At 73.6% G+C, this 18,333-nt stretch carries 15 protein-coding genes; 8 read left to right on the forward strand and 7 right to left on the reverse strand.

Annotated elements, in window-relative coordinates; genetic code table 11:
* Positions 1-36 precede the first annotated feature (36 nt).
* From afsR to ABT137_RS05145, 3 genes are all read left to right on the forward strand, one after another.
* Positions 37-2,988, forward strand: coding sequence for an SARP-family global regulator AfsR (afsR, locus tag ABT137_RS05135; RefSeq protein WP_351702671.1), 2,952 nt, complete (start codon positions 37-39; stop codon positions 2,986-2,988).
* Positions 2,989-3,220: 232 nt separating this feature from the next.
* Positions 3,221-3,397, forward strand: coding sequence for a hypothetical protein (locus tag ABT137_RS05140; protein WP_351702674.1), 177 nt, complete (start codon positions 3,221-3,223; stop codon positions 3,395-3,397).
* 269 nt (positions 3,398-3,666) lie between these two features.
* Positions 3,667-5,019, forward strand: a complete 1,353-nt coding sequence (locus ABT137_RS05145) for an O-antigen ligase family protein (protein WP_351702677.1) — start codon at positions 3,667-3,669, stop codon at positions 5,017-5,019.
* Here ABT137_RS05145 and ABT137_RS05150 read toward each other — a convergent pair.
* Positions 5,016-6,584 (reverse strand): FadD3 family acyl-CoA ligase, encoded by a 1,569-nt coding sequence (locus ABT137_RS05150; protein ID WP_502984474.1) that lies wholly within the window; start codon positions 6,582-6,584, stop codon positions 5,016-5,018. The genes ABT137_RS05145 and ABT137_RS05150 overlap by 4 nt on opposite strands.
* A 96-nt stretch (positions 6,585-6,680) precedes the next feature.
* On the opposite strand from ABT137_RS05150, the gene ABT137_RS05155 reads away from it, so the two are divergent.
* From ABT137_RS05155 to ABT137_RS05165, 3 genes are read left to right on the forward strand one after another with little or no spacing between them, the layout of a single operon-like run.
* Positions 6,681-7,844, forward strand: a complete 1,164-nt coding sequence (locus tag ABT137_RS05155) for a lipid-transfer protein (RefSeq protein ID WP_351702680.1) — start codon at positions 6,681-6,683, stop codon at positions 7,842-7,844.
* Between the two features lies 1 nt (position 7,845).
* Positions 7,846-8,259, forward strand: a complete 414-nt coding sequence (locus ABT137_RS05160) for a Zn-ribbon domain-containing OB-fold protein (protein ID WP_351702683.1) — start codon at positions 7,846-7,848, stop codon at positions 8,257-8,259.
* Complete coding sequence (locus ABT137_RS05165; RefSeq protein WP_351702686.1) at positions 8,256-9,029, forward strand: enoyl-CoA hydratase/isomerase family protein; 774 nt, start codon at positions 8,256-8,258, stop codon at positions 9,027-9,029. Before ABT137_RS05160 ends, ABT137_RS05165 begins: the two co-directional genes overlap by 4 nt.
* 316 nt (positions 9,030-9,345) lie before the next feature.
* On the opposite strand, the gene ABT137_RS05170 is transcribed toward ABT137_RS05165, so the two are convergent.
* On the reverse strand, positions 9,346-11,688 hold the full coding sequence (locus ABT137_RS05170; protein WP_351702689.1) for an outer membrane protein assembly factor BamB family protein: 2,343 nt from the start codon (positions 11,686-11,688) through the stop codon (positions 9,346-9,348).
* Between the two features lie 199 nt (positions 11,689-11,887).
* On the reverse strand, positions 11,888-12,610 hold the full coding sequence (gene kbpA / locus ABT137_RS05175; protein WP_351702692.1) for an AfsK-binding protein KbpA: 723 nt from the start codon (positions 12,608-12,610) through the stop codon (positions 11,888-11,890).
* Positions 12,611-12,732: 122 nt separating this feature from the next.
* Between kbpA and ABT137_RS05180 the strand changes: the two genes are divergently transcribed.
* Positions 12,733-13,380, forward strand: a complete 648-nt coding sequence (locus tag ABT137_RS05180; protein ID WP_351702695.1) for a TetR/AcrR family transcriptional regulator — start codon at positions 12,733-12,735, stop codon at positions 13,378-13,380.
* 66 nt (positions 13,381-13,446) lie between these two features.
* Here the strand turns inward: ABT137_RS05180 and ABT137_RS05185 are convergent, their stop codons facing one another.
* The gene (locus ABT137_RS05185) at positions 13,447-13,899 is read right to left on the reverse strand and encodes an Lrp/AsnC family transcriptional regulator (protein WP_351702698.1); all 453 of its coding nucleotides are present in this window, start codon (positions 13,897-13,899) and stop codon (positions 13,447-13,449) included.
* Positions 13,900-13,981: 82 nt separating this feature from the next.
* Here ABT137_RS05185 and ABT137_RS05190 point away from each other — a divergent pair, with 82 nt between their 5' ends.
* Entirely contained in the window at positions 13,982-14,593 is a 612-nt protein-coding gene (locus ABT137_RS05190; protein WP_351702701.1) for a LysE family translocator, read from the forward strand.
* 15 nt (positions 14,594-14,608) lie between these two features.
* Here ABT137_RS05190 and ABT137_RS05195 read toward each other — a convergent pair whose 3' ends face one another.
* From ABT137_RS05195 to ABT137_RS05205, 3 genes are all read right to left on the reverse strand, one after another.
* Positions 14,609-16,288, reverse strand: a complete 1,680-nt coding sequence (locus ABT137_RS05195; protein ID WP_351702704.1) for a tannase/feruloyl esterase family alpha/beta hydrolase — start codon at positions 16,286-16,288, stop codon at positions 14,609-14,611.
* Between the two features lie 369 nt (positions 16,289-16,657).
* A complete protein-coding gene (locus tag ABT137_RS05200) occupies positions 16,658-17,122 on the reverse strand; it encodes a nitroreductase family deazaflavin-dependent oxidoreductase (RefSeq protein ID WP_351702707.1) in 465 nt (154 codons plus the stop codon).
* Positions 17,119-18,306 carry an acyl-CoA dehydrogenase family protein gene (locus ABT137_RS05205; protein ID WP_351702709.1) on the reverse strand — a complete coding sequence of 396 codons (1,188 nt, stop codon included), beginning with the start codon at positions 18,304-18,306 and terminating at the stop codon, positions 17,119-17,121. Before ABT137_RS05205 ends, ABT137_RS05200 begins: the two co-directional genes overlap by 4 nt.
* Positions 18,307-18,333: the final 27 nt, after the last annotated feature.

Below are 18,333 nucleotides of genomic sequence, written 5' to 3' on the forward strand. Positions count from 1 at the left end.
CTGACGGGGTGAAGCGGGATGTCTAGGGGGACGGGCATGGACGGTGGACCACGGGTGCCGGAGCAGCGGCGCGCCCCCTCCTCGGCGGAGGCGGCGGCGTTGCGCTTCAGTGTGCTCGGTCCGGTACGCGCCTGGCGTGCCGAGGAACCCCTCAACACCGGCTCCCCACAGCAACGCGCGCTGCTCGCCGCCCTGTTGCTGCGCGAGGGCCGGACGGCGACCGCGGCCGAGCTGATCGACGCCCTGTGGGGTCCCGAGCCGCCGTCGCAGGCGCTGGCGGCGGTGCGCACGTACGCGTCCCGGCTGCGCAAGGCCCTGGACCCGGGGGTCCTGGTCAGCGAGTCCGGCGGGTACGCGGTGCGGGGGCTGGGCGAGGGGGCGCTGGACCTGGCGGTCGCACAGGATCTGGCGGCGGCGGCGGAGAAGGCGAAGAGCGCCGGGGACCTGCACCAGGCACGCGAGGTGCTGAACCGGGCGCTCGCCCAGTGGGACGGCGAACCGCTGGCCGGGGTGCCGGGGCCGTACGCCGACACGCAGCGGACCCGGCTGGAGGAGTGGCGTCTCCAACTCCTGGAATCCCGCCTTGACATGGACCTGGAACAGGGCTGTCATGCGGAGGCGGTGTCGGAGCTGACAGCCCTGACGGCGGCCCATCCGCTCCGCGAACGCCTCCGTGAACTCCTCATGCTCGCCCTGTACCGCAGCGGCCGGCAGGCGGAGGCCCTCGCGGTGTACGCGGACACCCGCCGCCTGCTCGGCGAGGAACTCGGCGTCGACCCGCGCCCGGGCCTGCGAGACCTCCAGCAGCGGATCCTGCAGGCCGACCCGGCCCTCGCCGAGCCCTCTTCCCCCGCGGCGGACCCCCCGTCCGCCCCCGTCCGCCCGGCCCAACTCCCGGCCACGGTGCCCGACTTCACGGGCCGTTCCGCCTTCGTCACCGAGCTGAGCGCGGTACTGGCGTCGGCGGAGGGCCGGGTGATGGCCGTATCGGCGCTGGCGGGCATCGGGGGCGTGGGGAAGACCACCCTCGCGGTGCACGTGGCCCACCGCGCCCGGTCGGCCTTCCCGGACGGCCAGTTGTACGTGGACCTGCAGGGCGCGGGCCCGCGGGCTGCCGAGCCGGAGACGGTCCTGGGGTCCTTCCTGCGGGCCCTGGGCACGCCGGACTCGTCCATCCCCGACTCGCTGGACGACCGGGCGGCCCTGTACCGCTCGGTCCTGGACGGCCGCCGGGTCCTGGTCCTGCTGGACAACGCGAAGGACGCGGCGCAGGTACGTCCGCTGCTGCCGGGCACGGAGGGCTGCGCGGCGCTGGTGACGTCCCGGGTACGGATGGTGGACCTGGCGGGTGCGCATCTGGTGGACCTGGACGTGATGTCCCCGGACGAGGCGCTGTCGCTGTTCACGAAGATCGTCGGCGAGGAGCGGGTGTCCTCCGAGCGCGAGGCGGCCCTCGACGTGGTCGCGGCCTGCGGCTTCCTCCCCCTCGCCATCCGCATAGCCGCGTCCCGCCTGGCGGCGCGCCGCACCTGGACGGTTTCGGTGCTGGCGGCGAAGCTCGCGGACGAACGCCGCCGCCTGGACGAACTCCAGGCCGGCGACCTCGCGGTGAAGGCGACGTTCGAACTGGGCTACGGCCAGCTGGAGCCGGCCCAGGCGCGGGCGTTCCGCCTCCTCGGCCTGGCGGACGGGCCGGACATCTCGCTGGCGGCGGCCGCGGCCGTGGTCGACCTGCCGGTGGAGGCGACCGAGGACCTGCTGGAGGCCCTGGTCGACACCTCGCTGCTGGAATCGGCGGCTCCGGGCCGCTACCGCTTCCACGACCTCGTGCGGCTCTACGCGCGCGCGTGCGCGGAGCGGGACGAGCAGCCGCCGAGCGAGCGCGAGGCGGCGATGTCGCGGTTGCTGGACTTCTACCTCGCCACCGCGGCGGCGTTCTACGCCATCGACCGGCCCGGGGACCGGCTGGTGGACCATCTCGCGGCCACCGAGTACCCGGGGCTGACCTTCCAGGACCGCCACGAGGCACAGGACTGGTTCTACGCGGAGGCCATGCCCGTGCTGGCCTGCGTCCGGCAGTCGACGGCGCCCGGACTGCTCCGGCGCGCCGTGGACCTGCTGTGGACGGCCGTCGACCTGACGGAGTCGGGGGCCAACTCCAGGGAGTACGAGACCACGGCGGCCTCCATGCGGGACGCGGCGCGCGCCGCGTCCGACCTGCGGACGGAGGCCCGCGCGCATGTCGCCCTGGCCAACGCCTACCACCTGATCGGCCGTTTCGGACCGGCGAACGAGCAGGCGACCGAGGCGGTGCGGCTCTCGGATCTCGCCGGCGACCCGCTGCCCGGGTGCTGGGCCTCCAACATGCTGGGCATCATCGCGCTCTACCAGAACAGGCTGGAGGACGGCGAGGCACACCTCACCCGCGCGATCGAGAGCTTCCGCGCCTGCGGCGACGAGCCCGGCCAGGCCAGCGCGCTGTGCAACCTCTCCCGCATCCACCTGGCGATGGGACGGACGGCGAGCGCGGTCTCCCTGGCGCAGCAGGGGACCGGCATGTACGACGCCATGGGGCACGCGTTGAAGGGTGCCAACGGCCGGTACGCGCTGGGCCTCGCGCTCACCGAGGGCGGCCAGTACGACCAGGCCGCCGAGCGGCTCCAGGAGGCCCTGGAGGTGTTCCGGGACAGCCGGATGCGGCTGTGGGAGGGGATGTCCCTGTTCCGGCTCGCCGAACTCGACCTCGCGGCGGAGCGGCCCGCGCAGGCCGCGACCAACGCCGAGTCGGCCCTCACCCTGTTGCGCGGGATCGGCGGCGACTGGCGGCGCGGGAACGTGCTCACCGTGCTCGGCCGTGCCCTGACGCTGATCGGGCATCCGGGCCGTGCGCAGGTCTGTTGGCGGGAGGCGCTCGCCATCTTCGAGGGGCTCGGGGCCACCGAGGCCGAAGAGGTGAGGGCCCTGCTCAGGCCGAGCGCCGTCGCCTGACGCGGAGCGCCCGCGGAGAGCGGGCGGTGGAGCCTGGCGGGCGTTCATCATTCGTTTATCGGGCCACGGCACTCTCGTCCTGTCGATCCGTCGCGTCGGGGGGCAGACGGTTCGGCCTGGGCCCGCGCCTTAAGGTGTAGCGGCCCGGAAGCGTCCGCCCGGCGGCCCTACGGGGGAGTCGCCGGGCGGGCCTTCCTGCCCACAGCGTCAAGGACATTCAGGGGAGCGAACGATGAGCGACGAGACGAAGACGACCGAGGCCGAGACGGCGGCCGTCGAGGGCGCCGAGATCACCACGCTGAACAGTCACGCCACCAGCGAGCCGCTCAGCGCCACCATCCTCAAGGCGGACGACGAGGACACCACCGTCACGCCGGACAACTCGCACGCCACGGACGAGAAGGCCTGACCGAGCCACACCGGGACGGGGATCGGCCGCGGCGGCGCGGAGGGGGAGCCGTCGCGGCCGAGGTGTTCCGGGCACACCCGTGCCGTGGAGCACAGGGAGAGCGTCCCCGGCGTACGGGTTCTCCCGGGCCGCGCATCGCGCCGCCGCACAGATCCTCCGATTGACGGAGAGCCGAGGGAAGGGGGAGCCCGCAGCGTCCGCAAAGGGTCTCCGTCCCGTTTGTCCGCGGGCTACCCGCGCGTCGTGGTCGGCGGCCACGCTCGGGTGTCATGGCTTCCGACCGGAAAGCACCCGCCGTGGTCGTCAAGGTCGTTCGGTTCGTGCCGCTCGGCGCGCTGGCCGTGCTGCTGCTCGACTCGGCCACCGACTTCTTCCCCGACGACCCGATCGCCGGCATCCTCACCCCGACCCGGCTCACCCTGCTCCTCGGCCTGCTCGCACTCGTCGCCCCCGTGCCCGGGCGCGCCCGGCTGCGGGACTTCCGCACCCGCCTCGACCTGCCCGTCGCGCTGCTCGTCGGCGCGTCGGTGGTGGCGACGTACGGCGGCGGGCATCCGACCGCCCCGCTGCGCGGCCTGCTGACCGTCGTCGTGACGTACTACCTCGTCGTCGGCCTGCGCCGCACCCAGCCCGAGTCCTGGCGCGCCCTCGGGCTGCTCGCCCTCGCCGGGGCCACCGCCGCGAGCACCAGCGCCTTCTCCCAGGTCACCAACGCCACCCCGACCGGCTTCTGCCGCACCGGACTGCTCACCGACGTCGCCTGCGACGCGGGCGGTGGTGACGTGCTCATCCGGGCCACCGGCACCTTCGCCAACCCCAACCTGCTCGGCGCCTGCCTGGTGCTGCTGCTGCCGTTCGCCCTGCTCGCCGCCGTGTCGGTGGACGAGCGCACGGCCCGGACGGCGATCGTCGTCATGGTCGTCATCGGGTACGGGGCGCTGGTCACCACCTTCTCCCGCGCCGAGTACGTCGCGGCCGCCGCCGGTCTCCTCGTCCTCGGCGTCGCCTACTGGCTGGCGCCCCGGCTCGCCGACCGGGCGCAGCGGCGGCTGTACGCGGTGGTGGGCGGGCTGGGCCTGTTCGCCGCGGCCGGGGTCATCTGGGCCGTGTCCCGGGCCGGGGACTCGCTGGGCGTGCGGGGGGAGGCCTGGCGGGCCGCACTGCAGGTGGCCCGGCAGAACCCGCTGGGGGTGGGGCTCGGGCGGTCCGGCGAGGCGATATCCGCCGCGGCTCCCGGGGAGCGGGTGTTCGTGCACGCCCACAACCTGTGGCTCAACTGGCTCGTGGAGACCGGGCCGCTGGGGCTGATCGCCGTCGTCGCGGTGACGGTCGTGGCCTGGTCGAGCGCGGGGCGGGCCGCCCGCGCCAAGTCCGTGCTCGGTACGTTCGGACTCGCCTCGCTGACCGGCTTCTTCCTCGCCGGCATGCTGGACGACCCGGCCAACCTGGACCGGATCAACATGCTGTTCTGGCTGGTGCTGGGTGTGGTGATGGCCGAGGCGCCGGGCGGGTGGCGACGGCGCCGCCCCGTGGTGATGGACGACGACACCATCGTCCTCACCCCGGTCCGGCAGCCCCGGCACAGCCCCCAGTCCGTCGCCGCCCGCACCCGCCCCGCCTAGCCGGCCCGCAACTCCCCCTTCACCACCTTCCCGCTCGCGTTCCGCGGCAGCTCCGCCACGAACTCCACCGTCCGCGGCACCTTGTAGTTCGCCATCTCGCGGCGGGCCCAGGCGATCAGGTCGTCGGCCGTCAGCACCGCCCCCGGCCGCCGCACCACGAACGCCTTGCCGACCTCGCCCAGCCGTCCGTCCGGTACGCCGATCACCGCCACGTCCGCCACCTCCGGGTGCAGGCCCAGCAGTTGCTCTATCTCCGCCGGGTAGGCGTTGAAGCCGCCGACGATGAACATGTCCTTGAGCCGGTCGGTGATGCGCAGGTTGCCGGCCGGGTCCAGGACGCCGACGTCGCCGGTGCGCAGCCAGCCGTCCGCCGTCAGCGTCTCGGCGGTCGCGGCCGGGTCCTCGAAGTAGCCGCGCATGACGTTGAAGCCGCGGACCAGCACCTCCCCGGTCTCGTCCACCCGGACCTCGGTGCCGGGTATCGCACGCCCCGACGTCGACGCGATCACCGTCGGGTCGTCGCCCCGGCGGCACATCGTCACGATCCCGCTCGCCTCGGAGAGGCCGTAGGCGGTCAGGACCGTCTCGACGCCGAGTTCGCCGCGCAGGCGCTCGACGAGGAGCAGGGGTACGACGGCCGCGCCGGTCACCACCAGGCGCAGGGCGGAGAGGTCGTGGGTGTCGCGGGCCGGGTGGTCGAGGAGGGACTGGTGGAGGGTCGGGGGGCCGGGGAGGACCGACACCCGCTCCGCCGCCACGTTCGCCAGGACCGTCGCCACGTTGAACACCGGCTGCGGGATCATCGTCGCCCCGCGCATCAGACACGCGATCACCCCGGCCTTGTAGCCGAAGGTGTGGAAGAAGGGGTTCACGATCAGGTAGCGGTCGCCGGTGCGCAGGCCCGCCAGGTCGGCCCAGATCTCGTACGCCCGCAGGGTCTGCGCGTGGGTGATCATCGCACCCTTGGGGCGCCCTGTCGTGCCGGAGGTGAAGATGATGTCGGAGAGGCAGGTGCCGTCCACCTCGGCCGAGCGGGCCGCGACTTCGTCTGCACCGATGCCCTCCCCGGCCGCCAGGAAGTCCTTCCAGGTGCGGAAGCCGACGGGCGCGTCCTCCGACAGCACCACCACGTCCCGGAGCGAGGGCAGCCCCGGCAGCGGCCCCTGCCCGCCGCCCTCCCCCGCCGCCCTGCGCAGCGACGCCACGTACGACGTCCCGAGGAAGGTCCCCGTCACGAACAGCAGCCGGGCCCCGCTCCTGCGCAGCACGTCCGCCGCCTCCGTGCCCTTGAAGCGGGTGTTCAGCGGGACCAGCACCCCGCCCGCCGACACCGCGCCCAGCGCCGCGACGATCCAGTCCAGGGAGTTCGGCGCCCAGATCCCCACCCGGTCGCCCGCCTCGACGCCGGCGGCCAGGCAGGCGGCCGCCGCCCGCTCCACCCGGGCGCCCAGTTCGGCGTACGTGATCCGGGTGCGGCCGTCCACCACGGCCTCGACGTCCGCGTACCGCTTCGCCGCCGACCGCACCAGCCCCGGAACGGTCCCCCACTCCATGTCACCGCGCACAACCGGCCTCCCCGGACGCATAGCTGACTGACCGTCAGATTAGCTGTAGCCTGACGAGCTGTCAGCAAACCGCGACAGCCGTGGAGGTACGGGCACATGGCCGGTCTCAGAGGCGTCAAGGACGCCACCGCCGTCGTCGGGATCGGGCAGACCCCCTTCGCCAAACGGCTCGACGAGGACGAGAAGACCCTCGCCTGCCGGGCCGTCCTCGCCGCCCTCGACGACGCCGGCATCGCCCCCGGCGAGGTCGACGCCCTCGCCTCCTTCACCATGGAGGAGACCGACGAGGTGGAGCTGGCCAAGGCGGTCGGCTTCGGCGACCTGACCTTCTTCAGCAAGGTGGGGTACGGCGGGGGCGGCTCCTGTGCCACGGTCGCGCACCTCGTCGCCGCGATAGCCAGTGGGCAGGCGAGCGTGGGCGTGGCATGGCGGTCGCGGAAGCGAGGCTCCGGCCCCCGCCCCTGGACCAACACCACCGTCCAGCTCCCGACCCCCGCCCAGTGGACCCGCCCCTTCGGCCTGCTCCGGCCCGCCGACGAGATAGCCATGCTCACGCGCCGCTACATGCACGAGTACGGCGCCACCCGGGACCACTTGTTCAACGTCGCCCTCGCCTGCCGCAACCGGGCGAACCAGAATCCCGCCGCCGTGATGTACGACCGGCCCCTCACCCGCGAGATGTACATGACCTCCCGGTGGATCAGCGAGCCCCTGTGCCTCTACGACAACTGCCTGGAGACGGACGGGGCGCTGGCCTGTGTGGTGGTCGGCAGGGAGCGGGCCAGGGACTGCCGGCGCAGGCCCGTCTACGTCCACTCGGCCGCCCAGGGCCTCCCCGCCCAGCACCACGGCATGGTCAACTACTGGAACGACGACCCCCTCACCGGCCCCGCCTGGACCGCCGCCCGCCACCTGTGGAAGCACGCGGACCTCACCCCCGACGACGTCGACGTCGCCCAGATCTACGACGCGTTCACCGCCCTCATCCCGCTCTCCCTGGAGGGCTACGGCTTCTGCGGCCGCGGGGAGGGCGGGGCCTTCACCGAGCAGGGCGCCCTGGAGATCGGCGGGCGGCTGCCGATCAACACCGGCGGCGGGGGCCTCAGCGAGGCCTACGTCCACGGCTTCAACCTCATCACCGAGGGCGTCAAACAGCTGCGCGGCACCAGCACCGCCCAGGTGCCGGACGCCGCCACCTGCCTGGTCACCGCCGGCGAGGGCGTCCCGACCTCCGCCCTCCTCCTCACCAACCGGAGCTGAGATGCTGCGACCGGTCACCGACACCGACGGCGCCCCCTTCTGGGAGTACGCGGCCCGCGGCGAACTCCGTGTCCAGACCTGCGCCGACTGCGGCGAACCCCGCTTCCCGCCCCGCCCCTGCTGCCCGCACTGCCAGTCCTTCGCGAGCGAGTGGCGGCCGACGAGCGGGCGGGGCCGGATCTGGTCGTACGTCGTCCCGCACCCGCCGCTGCTGCCGGAGTACGCGGCCCAGGCGCCGTACAACGTGGTGGTCGTGGAACTCGACGACGCGCCCCGGGTACGGATGGTGGGCAACGTGGTGACCGAGGCAGGGGCGCAGCTCAACTCCCTCCCCCGGGACCGGATCCGGATCGGCGCCCGGGTGCAGGCGGTCTTCGCGTACGGTCTGCCGCAGTGGGTCCTGGAGCGATCGTGAGCCTGCGGCTGGACACGGACAAGGAGAGCGGGGTCGCCGTCGTCACCCTCGACCGCCCCGAGCGGCTCAACGCCATCGACCTCGCGACGGCCGGCGAACTCTCCGACGTCTGGCGGGCGTTGCGCTTCGACGACGCGGTACGGGCCGTCGTGCTCACCGGGGCCGGCGGGCGCGCCTTCAGCACCGGGCTCGACCGGGACGCCGTCGTGCCGCAGCCGTCCTCGCCGTACAGCCAGGACGATCCGCTGATCGCCGTCGGGCCGAAGGCGAACGACCTGTGGAAGCCGGTGATCGCCGCGGTGGCCGGGATGGCCTGCGGAGGTGCCTTCTACCTGCTGGGCGAGTGCGACTTCGTCATCGCCGACGAGACCGCGGCCTTCTTCGACCCGCACACCTCCTACGGCATGGTCAGCGCGTACGAGTCGGTGCTGATGGCGCAGCGGATGCCGTACGGGGAGGTGGCCCGGATGGTGCTCATGGGCAACGCCGAGCGGGTCTCCGCGCGGCGGGCGTACGAGGTGGGGCTGGTGTCCGAAGTGACGGGCGCCGGGGAGGCGCTGGCGGCGGCCGTGCGGTGCGCGACCGTCATCGCCGGGTATCCGACGGAGGGGGTGCAGGGCAGCGTGCGGGCGCTGTGGGCGGCGCAGGGGGCCGACCGGGAGCGGGGGTGGGCCCAGGCGCCGCACCTGATCACGCTGGGCAACCTGCCGGGTGAGCGGCAGGCGGAGCTGTTCGGCAACCGGGCGCGTACGGCGCCGCGTACCCGCTGATCCGCCGCGTGGCGGGGTCCGGCACGCGGGCGTAACGTTCGCTGCGGGAGCCGACTCCCACCCCGAGCGACGGCCGCCGTGCGCAGCCCTTCCGTGCGACTACTGGTACGACGGCCGTCCCCGGGCAGGCCCCGGGCGCCGAAGAGGTTGCCACTGAATGCCGCCGGGCGACTGCGGGTACGTCGTGGCTTGTCGCGCAGTTCCCCGCGCCCCTGAAGGGGCGCTGGGGGTACCCCCGGCCGAAGGCTGGGGGAGGAACTGCGCGATCAGCCCCCACGGCGCCGCGGTGAACCCACGACGCACAGCCCCGCGGCGCTCACACGGTCCGGGCCGTACCGGTGCCCTTCTCGGCGTCCAGGGCATACACGCACCGGTCCTTGCTGCACGCGTACACCACCCCGTCCCGCACCACCGGCGACCCGGTGATCTCCCCGCCGGTGGCCAGCTTCCAGCGCAGCCGGCCGTCGTCGGCCTTCAGCGTGTACAACAGGTGGTCCGTGGAGCCGAAGTGGATGCGGCCCTCGGCCACCGCCGGCGCGCCCACCACGTCGCCGCCCGCCTGGAAGCGCCACTTGGGCGTGCCGGTCACCGCGTCCAGGGTGTACAGGCCCTTGCCGCTGCCGACGTGGACGTGGCCGGCGGCGACGAGGACCGGCTCGATGGAGGCGCGGGCCTCGGTCGCGATGCGCCAGCGGTCGCGGCCGTCGGTGGCGTCGAGGGCGTAGACGGTGCCGAGGTAGTCGGCGAGGTAGATGCCGCCGCCGGTGACCGCGGGGCCGGGTACGTAGGCGGGCGGGGAGAGGAAGACGGCCGGCGCCTCGAAGTGCCAGCGGACGCGGCCGCTCGCGGTGTCGAGGGCGATGACGCGGGTGCCCGCGGAGGCGTACACGAAGCCGTCGTCGGCGTGGGTGAGGCGGATCGGGACGCCGCCGCAGGAGGCCGCGTCGCCGATGGGGTAGGACCAGCGTTCGTCGCCGGTACGGGCGTCCAGCGCCCGCAGGCGCGCGTCCTGCCAGACGTAGACCGTGCCGTCGTGGAGGGAGGGCCCGGACTCGGGGGCCTCGAAGTCGGTCTGGGCGCCGGACAGCTCCCAGAGTTTCTGCCCGTTGGAGGCCTCCCAGGCCTGGACGCCGCCGCCCCGGGTGCCGGTGACGAGGGTGCCGCGGTCGGCCTTGAGGGCGTACACCCAGGCGTCGGTGGACAGCCGCCACAGGTCGCCGCCCTCGCGGGCCTCCAGGGCGAACAGGGTGGGGCCGTCGGAGGCGTGGATACGGCCGTCGGCGACCGCCATGGACCAGGCGACGTCCCGCGTCTTGAAACGGCGGCGGCCGGTGGCCACGTCGAGGGCGTGCACCTCGAAGGAGGTGACGTAGACGAGGTCGCCGTCGACGGACGGGGTGCCCCAGACGTCGTTGGACATCCGGAACCGCCACGGCCGCCAGCCGGACGCGGTCTCCGGGGGCAGGGCGGGGACCGCCGGTACGGCGGGGTCGGCGCCGTTGACGCCGGGGTGCGGGCGGGACCAGCTGGCCACCAGGCCCGCCTCGGGCGGAGGTGCCTTCACGGCGGCGGCGCGGGCGTCGGCGACGCGCGGTCCCGGGCCGATAGGCACCGGGGCGCCGGCGAGGCGGACCGGACCGGTGTCGGGAACGCCCACCGGGACGGGGGCCGGGACCACGGGGTCGTAGGAGGGCGGCGGGGGCACCGCGAGGCGGCCTGCGCTGCGGGCGCCGGAGGGGTTGGCGGAGGGTTTCACGGCGGGGCGGCCGCCGCGGCGGGACTCGATCAGCCCGACCGCCTTCTCGGGCAGCCAGGCGGACGCCGTACCGCTGTCGTCGGAGCCGGAGCCGAACAGGTGGGGCGCCAGCTGGGCCTGGAGGTCGGCCGGGTTCGGGCGGGCGGTCGCCTCCATCTGCATGCAGGACTCGATGAGGGGGCGCAGCTCGTCCGGGAGGCCTTCGAGGTCCGGGCCCTCGCGCAGCAGCATGAAGACGGTCTCGACCGGGTTGGCGCCGTGGAAGGGCGGGTGGCCGGTGGCGGCGAAGACGAGCATGGAGCCGAGGGAGAAGACGTCGCTCGCGCCGGTGACGCTGCGGGAGTCCTTGGCCTGCTCCGGGGACATGTAGGCGGGGGTGCCGACCGCGACGTTCGTCATCGTCAGCCGGGTGTTCGAGACACCGGAGGCGATACCGAAGTCGATGACCCGGGGGCCGTCCTCGACGACGAGGACGTTGGACGGCTTGAGGTCACGGTGGACAAGGCCGGCGCCGTGGATCGACTGGAGCGCCTCGGCGACGCCCGCCGCGAGCCAGCGGACCGCCTGGGCCGGGAGCGGCCCGCAGTCGTTCACTATCTCCTCGAGGGAGGGCGCGGGGACGTACGCGGTCGCCAGCCACGGCACGGCGGCCCGCGGGTCGGCGTCGACGACGGCCGCCGTGTAGAAGCCGGAGACCGCGCGGGCCGCCTCCACCTCGCGGGTGAAGCGGACCCGGAACAGCTGGTCCTCGGCGAGCTCGGTCCGGACCGTCTTGATCGCCACGCGCCGGCCGGACGCCGAGCGCGCCAGATAGACCAGCCCCATGCCGCCGGCCCCCAGCCGTCCCAGCACCTCGAACGGCCCGATCCGCCGCGGATCGTGCTGCGTCAGCTGATCCACCACTTGCCTGCCACCTCCCCGTACGGGCCTCGTCCACCCACATATGTACGCGACCCCGTGCAGCGTCTCACCACCGCACCGCCGTGGCGGCACGCACCCTGATTCTTCCTGGCCCGGGCACAGGTTGCGAACCCGGCGACGAATCGGGGTGTCCCATGACAAAGTGAGACATTTATCTGCCGAGACCCGCCTGTTTCCGGCCTCAGCGTTCCAGCAGCGCGAAGAACGCCCCTTGATTGTCGGTCACGACGGCCACTTTTCCGTACGACGTCTCGAAGGGCGGCGTCTGGACCCGGCCGCCCAGCTGCCGCACGGCCCCGACCGCGGCCCCCACGTCCCCGGTGCGGAAGTGGACGACGAACTGGGACGGCATCCCGGCCGCGAACACCTCGGTCACCGGGGCGCGGCCGAAGTCCGGTTCGGCGCCGACCCCGAAGAGGGCGTCGGTGAAGAGCTGGCCGTAGAAGGTGTTGGCCGCGTCGAGGTCGCTGGTGTAGAGCTGCGCCCAGGCGAAGGTGCCGGGGGCGTGCCGGACTCCGAAGCCGGGGTGGCCGGCGGACTGCCAGAGGCCGAAGACGGCGCCCGTGGGGTCGGCGGCCAGGGCGGCGGTGCCGAGGTCGCGGACGGGCACGGGGTCGTTGACGATCTGTCCGCCGGCGGCGACGATCCGGCGGGCGAGGTCCCGGACGTCCGGGGTCGCGAAGTACACCGTCCAGACGGTGGGCATCCGGCCGTCCCGCTTCCGCGCCAGCCGGGCGACGCCCGCGCCGTCGAGGCGGGCCCACACGGCCCCGGGGCCGGCGTCCTCGAAGGTCCACCCGAAGAGCCCGCCGTAGAACCGCTTGCCCGCCTCGACGTCGGGGAGCTGCACGTCCACCCAGCAGGGGACGCCCTCCGCGTATCCGGATGCCCTGTTTTCGGCCATGTCGTCAAAGTAACCGCCCGGCCCGCACCGCGCAGACCAGCCGCACCGGCCTCTATACACCCGCGCACCCCATTTGCAGTCGGCCGAATCGCGCTCCGATCACCCCTCGGTAAGCTGACGGCATGACAGGACAAGTGCGTACCGTCGACGGCCGCGTGGCCGGCCGGCGTGGGCAGGCGACCCGGCAGAAGCTGCTCGACTGCCTCAGCGAGATGCTCAGCTCCTCCCCTTACCGGGACGTCAAGGTCATCGATGTCGCCCGGAAAGCGGGCACTTCGCCCGCGACCTTCTACCAGTACTTCCCGGACGTCGAGGGCGCCGTCCTGGAGATCGCCGAGCAAATGGCCACCGAGGGCGGCCAGTTGACCGAGCTGCTGGCCGGGCGCTCCTGGGTCGGCAAGGCCGGCTGGGCGACCGCGCAGGAACTCGTGGACGGTTTCCTGGAGTTCTGGCGCAAGAACGACGCGATCCTGCGCGTGGTCGACCTCGGGGCGGCCGAGGGGGACAAACGGTTCTACAAGATCCGTATGAAGATCCTGAACTCGGTGAACAACTCCCTGACCGACTCCATCACGGAGTTGCAGTCCAAGGGCAGGGTCGACAAGGACGTGAACCCGGCCGCGGTGGCCGGTTCGCTGGTCGCGATGCTCGCCGCCGTCGCCGCGCACCAGAAGGGTTTCCAGACCTGGGGTGTGAAGCAGGCCGAACTCAAGCCGAACCTGGCGCTGTTGGTGCATCTGGGCGTGACCGGGAAGAAGCCGACGAAGTAGCCCGCGCCCTGGGTCCTGTCTGGCAGGCGGTGGTTCACGTGCAGCGGTGAACCACCGCCTGTCGCCCTACGCCGGCAACGGCCGGTCCCGCACCACGTGCTTCATCACCAGCGTCGAGGTGAGGCGCTGCACGCCCGGCAGGGTCGCGAGCCGTTCGTCGTAGAGCCGCTGGAAGGCGGCGAGGTCGGCGGTGGCCACCCGCAGCAGGTAGTCGGGTTCGCCGAACAGCCGCTGCGCGTCCAGCACATGGGGGATCTCCGCGAGCGCCCGCTCGAAGTCGGCGACCGTGTCCCGGTCCTCCTGCCGCATGGAGACGAAGACCAGCGCCTCGAAGGTCAGCCCCACGGCGGCCGCGTCCACCACCGCCCGGTACCCGCTGATCGCCCCCGACCGCTCCAGCTCGCGCAGCCGCCGGTGGCACGGCGAGACGCTCAGCCGCACCCGCCCGGCCAGCTCGGTCACGGTCAGCCGCCCGTCCTGCTGAAGCTCCGCAAGGATTTTCCGGTCCACGTCGTCCATGAGCAAGATTCTCCCCCGGAACCGGCACTCCCGAGCAAATTTCGGAAACACTTTCGGGACAATCGCGCCTAATGTCCCTTCCATGAACGCCGGACTCCTGCTCTCCTTCCTCGCCGTCGACCTGCTGCTGGTGTGCGTGCCGGGCGCCGACTGGGCGTACGTGATCGCCGCCGGGGTGCGCGGCCGCTCGGTGCCGCGTGCGGTGGCGGGCCTGACAGCCGGGTACGCGCTGCACACCGCGCTGGCGGTCGCGGGGCTCGCGGTGCTGGTCGCCCGGTCGCCGCAGCTGCTCACGGCCCTGACCGTGGCCGGCGCCGGATACCTGCTGTGGCTGGGCTGGGGCGTGCTGCGCCGCCCGATGGTCCCGCAGGAGGCGGAGGAGGCAGGGGCCGGGCCGCAGGGCTTTTGGCGGGGCGCCGCGATCAGCGGCCTGAACCCGAAGGCGCTGCTGCTCTACCTCTCCGTGCTCCCCCAGTTCCTGGTCACGACGGGCACCCACCTCCCCGTGGCCGCCCAGACCGCCGTCCTCGGCGCCCTGCACATGGCCGCCTGCGCCGCCGTCTACCTGGCCGTCGGCGCCCTCTCCCGCGCCCTGCTGTCCGCCCGCCCCCGGGCCGCCCGCGCGGTGACCCGCACCTCGGGGGCGGCGATGCTCGGCATCGGGGCGCTCCTGCTGGGGGAACGGCTGCTCTAGCCGCGCCCCGCCTTCTCAGCGGCGGTCCAGGACGGTGGTCGACTGGGCGGCCAGGTCGGCAGGCACGCTCGTCCTGGTCTTGCAGGAGGCGCCCGCGCCGGGGGCGGTGGCGGTGTCCGGGTAGGCGCAGACCGTGCGCTCGGTGCCGGGGACGGGGCCCTTCTGGTCGAAGGACTCGGGGGCGCTGCCGTGCTCGGTCCACGCCTCCAGGGCGTCCAGGAGCTGCGAGCGCGCGTCGGTGGTGCCGCTGAGGTTCGGCTCGGTGTGGCCGACGCCCGGGAAGTAGAAGGTGCGGACGAAGGAGCGGGTGCCCTGGACGCCGTAACGGTCGAACAGGCGCTGCTGGTAGTTGTAGGAGTTGAACGGCACGATCAGGGGGTCGTTGGTCCCCGCGTAGTAGAGGATCTTGCCGTTGTTCTTCCGGACCTTGGACAGGTCGGTGCTGTCGGTGGCCGCGGTCTTCTCGAACTTGCGGTACGACGCCTCGAAGAACCGCGGGAAGTTCTCCATGGTCAGGTTCTTGCGCCAGTCGTAGGCCGGATCCTGCTCCAGCCAGTTGCGGACGTAGGTCTCGATCAGCGGGCTCATGGTGTTCCCGCCGGGCAGCAGGACCGCGAAGGTGGTGCCCCGGGTGATGCCGCCCCACAGCCGGTTGCCGTCGGCGTCGCGCGGACCGTCCCAGATGAGATCGATCGCCTCGGCCTCGGCGGCGGTGAGGCCCTTGACCTCGCGCGCGTCGAAGGTGCAGCGGCGGGGGTCGGCGATGACCCCGTCGGTGACGCCGTCCTCGGGGTCGCAGGCTGCGACGGCGGCGGCGTTCGCGGCGTCGCTCTTGGCGGGTGACAGGCCGCCGGGGCCGAGGAGTTCGTTGACGACGACCGCGGGCCAGGCCTCGCCGATGATGAACCGGTTCCAGTTGACCGCCGGGTAGCCGAGCAGGAAGCCGTCGTACTCGTCGCCGTACTTCTGGGCCATCTCCCAGCCCTGCCGGCCGCCGGTGGAGCCGCCGACCCAGTAGTTCCGCTGGGCGGCCCGGCCGTAGTAGCTCTTCGCGAGGGAGAGCGCCCAGACCGTCTGCTCGTGCAGGCTGCGGTCGATGAAGTCGTCGACCTGCCGGGTGTTCAGCTTGCCCGAGGGGGACAGCACGAAGCCGCCGCCGGCCTCGCCGCAGCCGGGCTGGGCGTTGGCCTGGCCGGTCTTCGGGTCGGTCGCGTCGCACCAGGCGGAGCTGTGGCCGGTGTCGGTGGTCGAGCCGACCTCGCCGCGCTGGACCGCCAGGCTGAGGTCGCCGAGGTTGCCGGCGTACCCGCCGCCGCCCGTGTTGAGGACGCGGCCGTTCCAGGCGCCCGTGTAGGTGCCGCCGGTACCGGCGTCGGCGGTGCTGAGCGGGAGGGTGACGCGGACGTTGATGGCCCGGGTGGGCACCAGGTCGACCTGGCAGTACGCCGGGAGCGTCCCGGAGGCGGGCACGACCTCGGAGCTGATGCTCTTGACGTGGGAGTCGGCGAGGACCGTCCGAGCGAGGTCGGCGCAGCCGGGCCCGGACGCCCGGCCGCCGGCCTCGGCGCCGGCCGGCTGCGCGGCGAGCGCGGAGACCGTCACCGTCACGGCGCTCACGAGGCAGGCCGCGAGCCGCAGCCGGCGGGCGGGGGATCTGCCGGGCCGCTGGGACCCGTGCGGTTCACGTGTGGTCATTCGTCGGCCTTTCGGAGGCGGGAATGCGAATGCTCAACGCGTCATTCCAGCCTCAGGTCGCACCCCGGGGGAGCGCGTGTGCCGCTCCGCGGAACGCCCCGACGTGAACACCGACGGCCGTACGGCATCCCCCGCCGGGGTCAGCCGCCGGCAGCGGTTCGGCCGCGGGCGCGTGGGGGCTGGTCGCGCAGTTCCCCGCGCCCCTTAGGGGGCGCTTTGCCTGCGGCTTCTTTCCAGGCGCGGACGTTCGCGGCGTAGCGGCCGACAGCGGTTCGGGAGCGCCCCGAAGGGGCGCGGGGAACTGCGCGACCAGCCACGACGGCGCCGCAGTCGGCAGGCGGCAGATCGCGGCACTTCCAGCGGGACGCTTTACCGGCGGGTCAGGCGGAAGATCCGTATCTCCCGGTCCACCCGTTCCTGGTAGGCGGCGTAGGGCGGCCAGAACGCCAGCAGTTGCTGCCAGGCGGCCGCCCGTTCCGCCCCCTCCAGCAGGCGGGCGGTGACCAGGATGTCGTGGCCCTTCCAGCTGATCTCGGCGTCGGGACGGTGGAGGAGGTTGTACGTCCAGGCGGGGTGGCCGGTGCGCCCGAAGTTGGAGCCGACGAGGAACCAGCCGTCCCCATCTGGCATGCACGCCAGCGGCGTACGGCGGGGCTGTCCGCTGCGCGCGCCGGTGGAGGTGAGGATCACCCCCGGCAGCATCTGGGCGCTGAGCAGCACCCGGCCGCGGCTGAGCCGGTGCACGGCCCGGTCCAGGGCCGGGACCACGTGCGGGGCCACCCTGGCGAACCCCCGGGTGGCGGACACCTTCTGTACCAGCCGTTCGCCGATCACACCGCCACCTCCCGTCCCGCGAACAGCCCGGCCGCCTCGGCCGCGTGCGCGCGCAGCCGGTGCCCCGGCCCGAACAGCAGCTCGTCCCCGGCGGCCCGCTTGAAGTACAGGTGCGCCTCGTGCTCCCAGGTGAACCCGATCCCGCCGTGCAGCTGGATCCCCTCCCCGGCGGCGGTCCGCAGCGCCTCCAGCGCCTGCGCGAGCGCCAGCCCGCCGGCCGGTTCCCCGTGGACGGTCGCCCAGGCCGCGTAGTAGGCCGCCGACCGGGCCGCCCGCACCGCCACGTACACATCGGCCAGCCGGTGCTTGACCGCCTGGAAGGACCCGATGGCCCGCCCGAACTGCTCCCGCTGCTTCACGTACTCCACGGTCCGCTCCAGCGCCCGGTCGGCGGCCCCCACCGCCTCGGCCGCGAGCACTGCGGCCACGAAGTCGCCGAGGGCGGCGAGGGCGGCCCGGACGTCGGTGTCCTCGTCGGGCCCCAGCAACTCGGCCTCCACATTGCGCAGTTGCACCCGGCCCTGGCCGCGGGTGGCGTCGAGGCTGGTCCGCCGGGTCCGTACGACCCCGGCCGCGTCGCCCGCCACCAGGAAGAGGAGGACGCGCGAGCGGGCGTACCCGCCGGTGTGTGCGGGCACGAGCAGCAGTCCGGCGCTGTGGCCGTCGAGGACCTGGTCGGCCTCGCCGTACAGCCGCCACCGGCCCGCCGTGTGCCGCGCCTGGACACCCCCGGCCCGCCCGCCGCCCGCCCAGTCGGCGCCGCCCGGCCCGGTGAGGGCGAGGGCGGTGCCGAGCCGGGTGCCGGGGACGGCGAGGGCGGCGGTGAGGCCGCCGTCGGCGATCCTCGGCAGCAGTTCGGCGCGCTGGGCGTCGGTGCCGAGGGCGAGCAGCAGCGGAGCGGCGAGCACGGCGGTGGCGAGGAACGGGGTGGGGGCCAGGGCCCGCCCCAGCTCCTCTGCCGCCAGGGCGACTTCGGTGCGCGTGCAGCCGGCGCCGCCGTACGCCTCGGGGAGGGCGAGGCCGGGCAGGCCGAGCTGTTCGCCGAGGGCGGTCCACAGGACGGGGTCGTACCCCTCGGGCCTGTCGACGGCGGCCCGCACGTCCTCCGTGCCGCAGCGCTTGTGGAGCAGTTCACGCAGGGCGCGCCGGATCTCGTCCTGCTCGTCGGTGAAGCGGGCGTCCATGACCGGACCTCCTGACGATCTGACGGT

The organism is Streptomyces sp. NPDC001980 (assembly GCF_040296885.1).
Classification (GTDB): Bacteria; Actinomycetota; Actinomycetes; order Streptomycetales; family Streptomycetaceae; genus Streptomyces.

Bases quoted from the DNA above. Each gene is read 5' to 3' on its own strand.
- afsR (WP_351702671.1), top strand. From the start codon at position 37: ATGGACGGTGGACCACGGGTGCCGGAGCAGCGGCGCGCCCCCTCCTCG.
- ABT137_RS05140 (WP_351702674.1), top strand. From the start codon at position 3,221: ATGAGCGACGAGACGAAGACGACCGAGGCCGAGACGGCGGCCGTCGAG.
- ABT137_RS05145 (WP_351702677.1), top strand. From the start codon at position 3,667: ATGGCTTCCGACCGGAAAGCACCCGCCGTGGTCGTCAAGGTCGTTCGG.
- ABT137_RS05155 (WP_351702680.1), top strand. From the start codon at position 6,681: ATGGCCGGTCTCAGAGGCGTCAAGGACGCCACCGCCGTCGTCGGGATC.
- ABT137_RS05160 (WP_351702683.1), top strand. From the start codon at position 7,846: ATGCTGCGACCGGTCACCGACACCGACGGCGCCCCCTTCTGGGAGTAC.
- kbpA (WP_351702692.1), bottom strand. From the start codon at position 12,610: ATGGCCGAAAACAGGGCATCCGGATACGCGGAGGGCGTCCCCTGCTGG.
- ABT137_RS05180 (WP_351702695.1), top strand. From the start codon at position 12,733: ATGACAGGACAAGTGCGTACCGTCGACGGCCGCGTGGCCGGCCGGCGT.
- ABT137_RS05185 (WP_351702698.1), bottom strand. From the start codon at position 13,899: ATGGACGACGTGGACCGGAAAATCCTTGCGGAGCTTCAGCAGGACGGG.
- ABT137_RS05190 (WP_351702701.1), top strand. From the start codon at position 13,982: ATGAACGCCGGACTCCTGCTCTCCTTCCTCGCCGTCGACCTGCTGCTG.
- ABT137_RS05195 (WP_351702704.1), bottom strand. From the start codon at position 16,288: ATGACCACACGTGAACCGCACGGGTCCCAGCGGCCCGGCAGATCCCCC.
- ABT137_RS05205 (WP_351702709.1), bottom strand. From the start codon at position 18,306: ATGGACGCCCGCTTCACCGACGAGCAGGACGAGATCCGGCGCGCCCTG.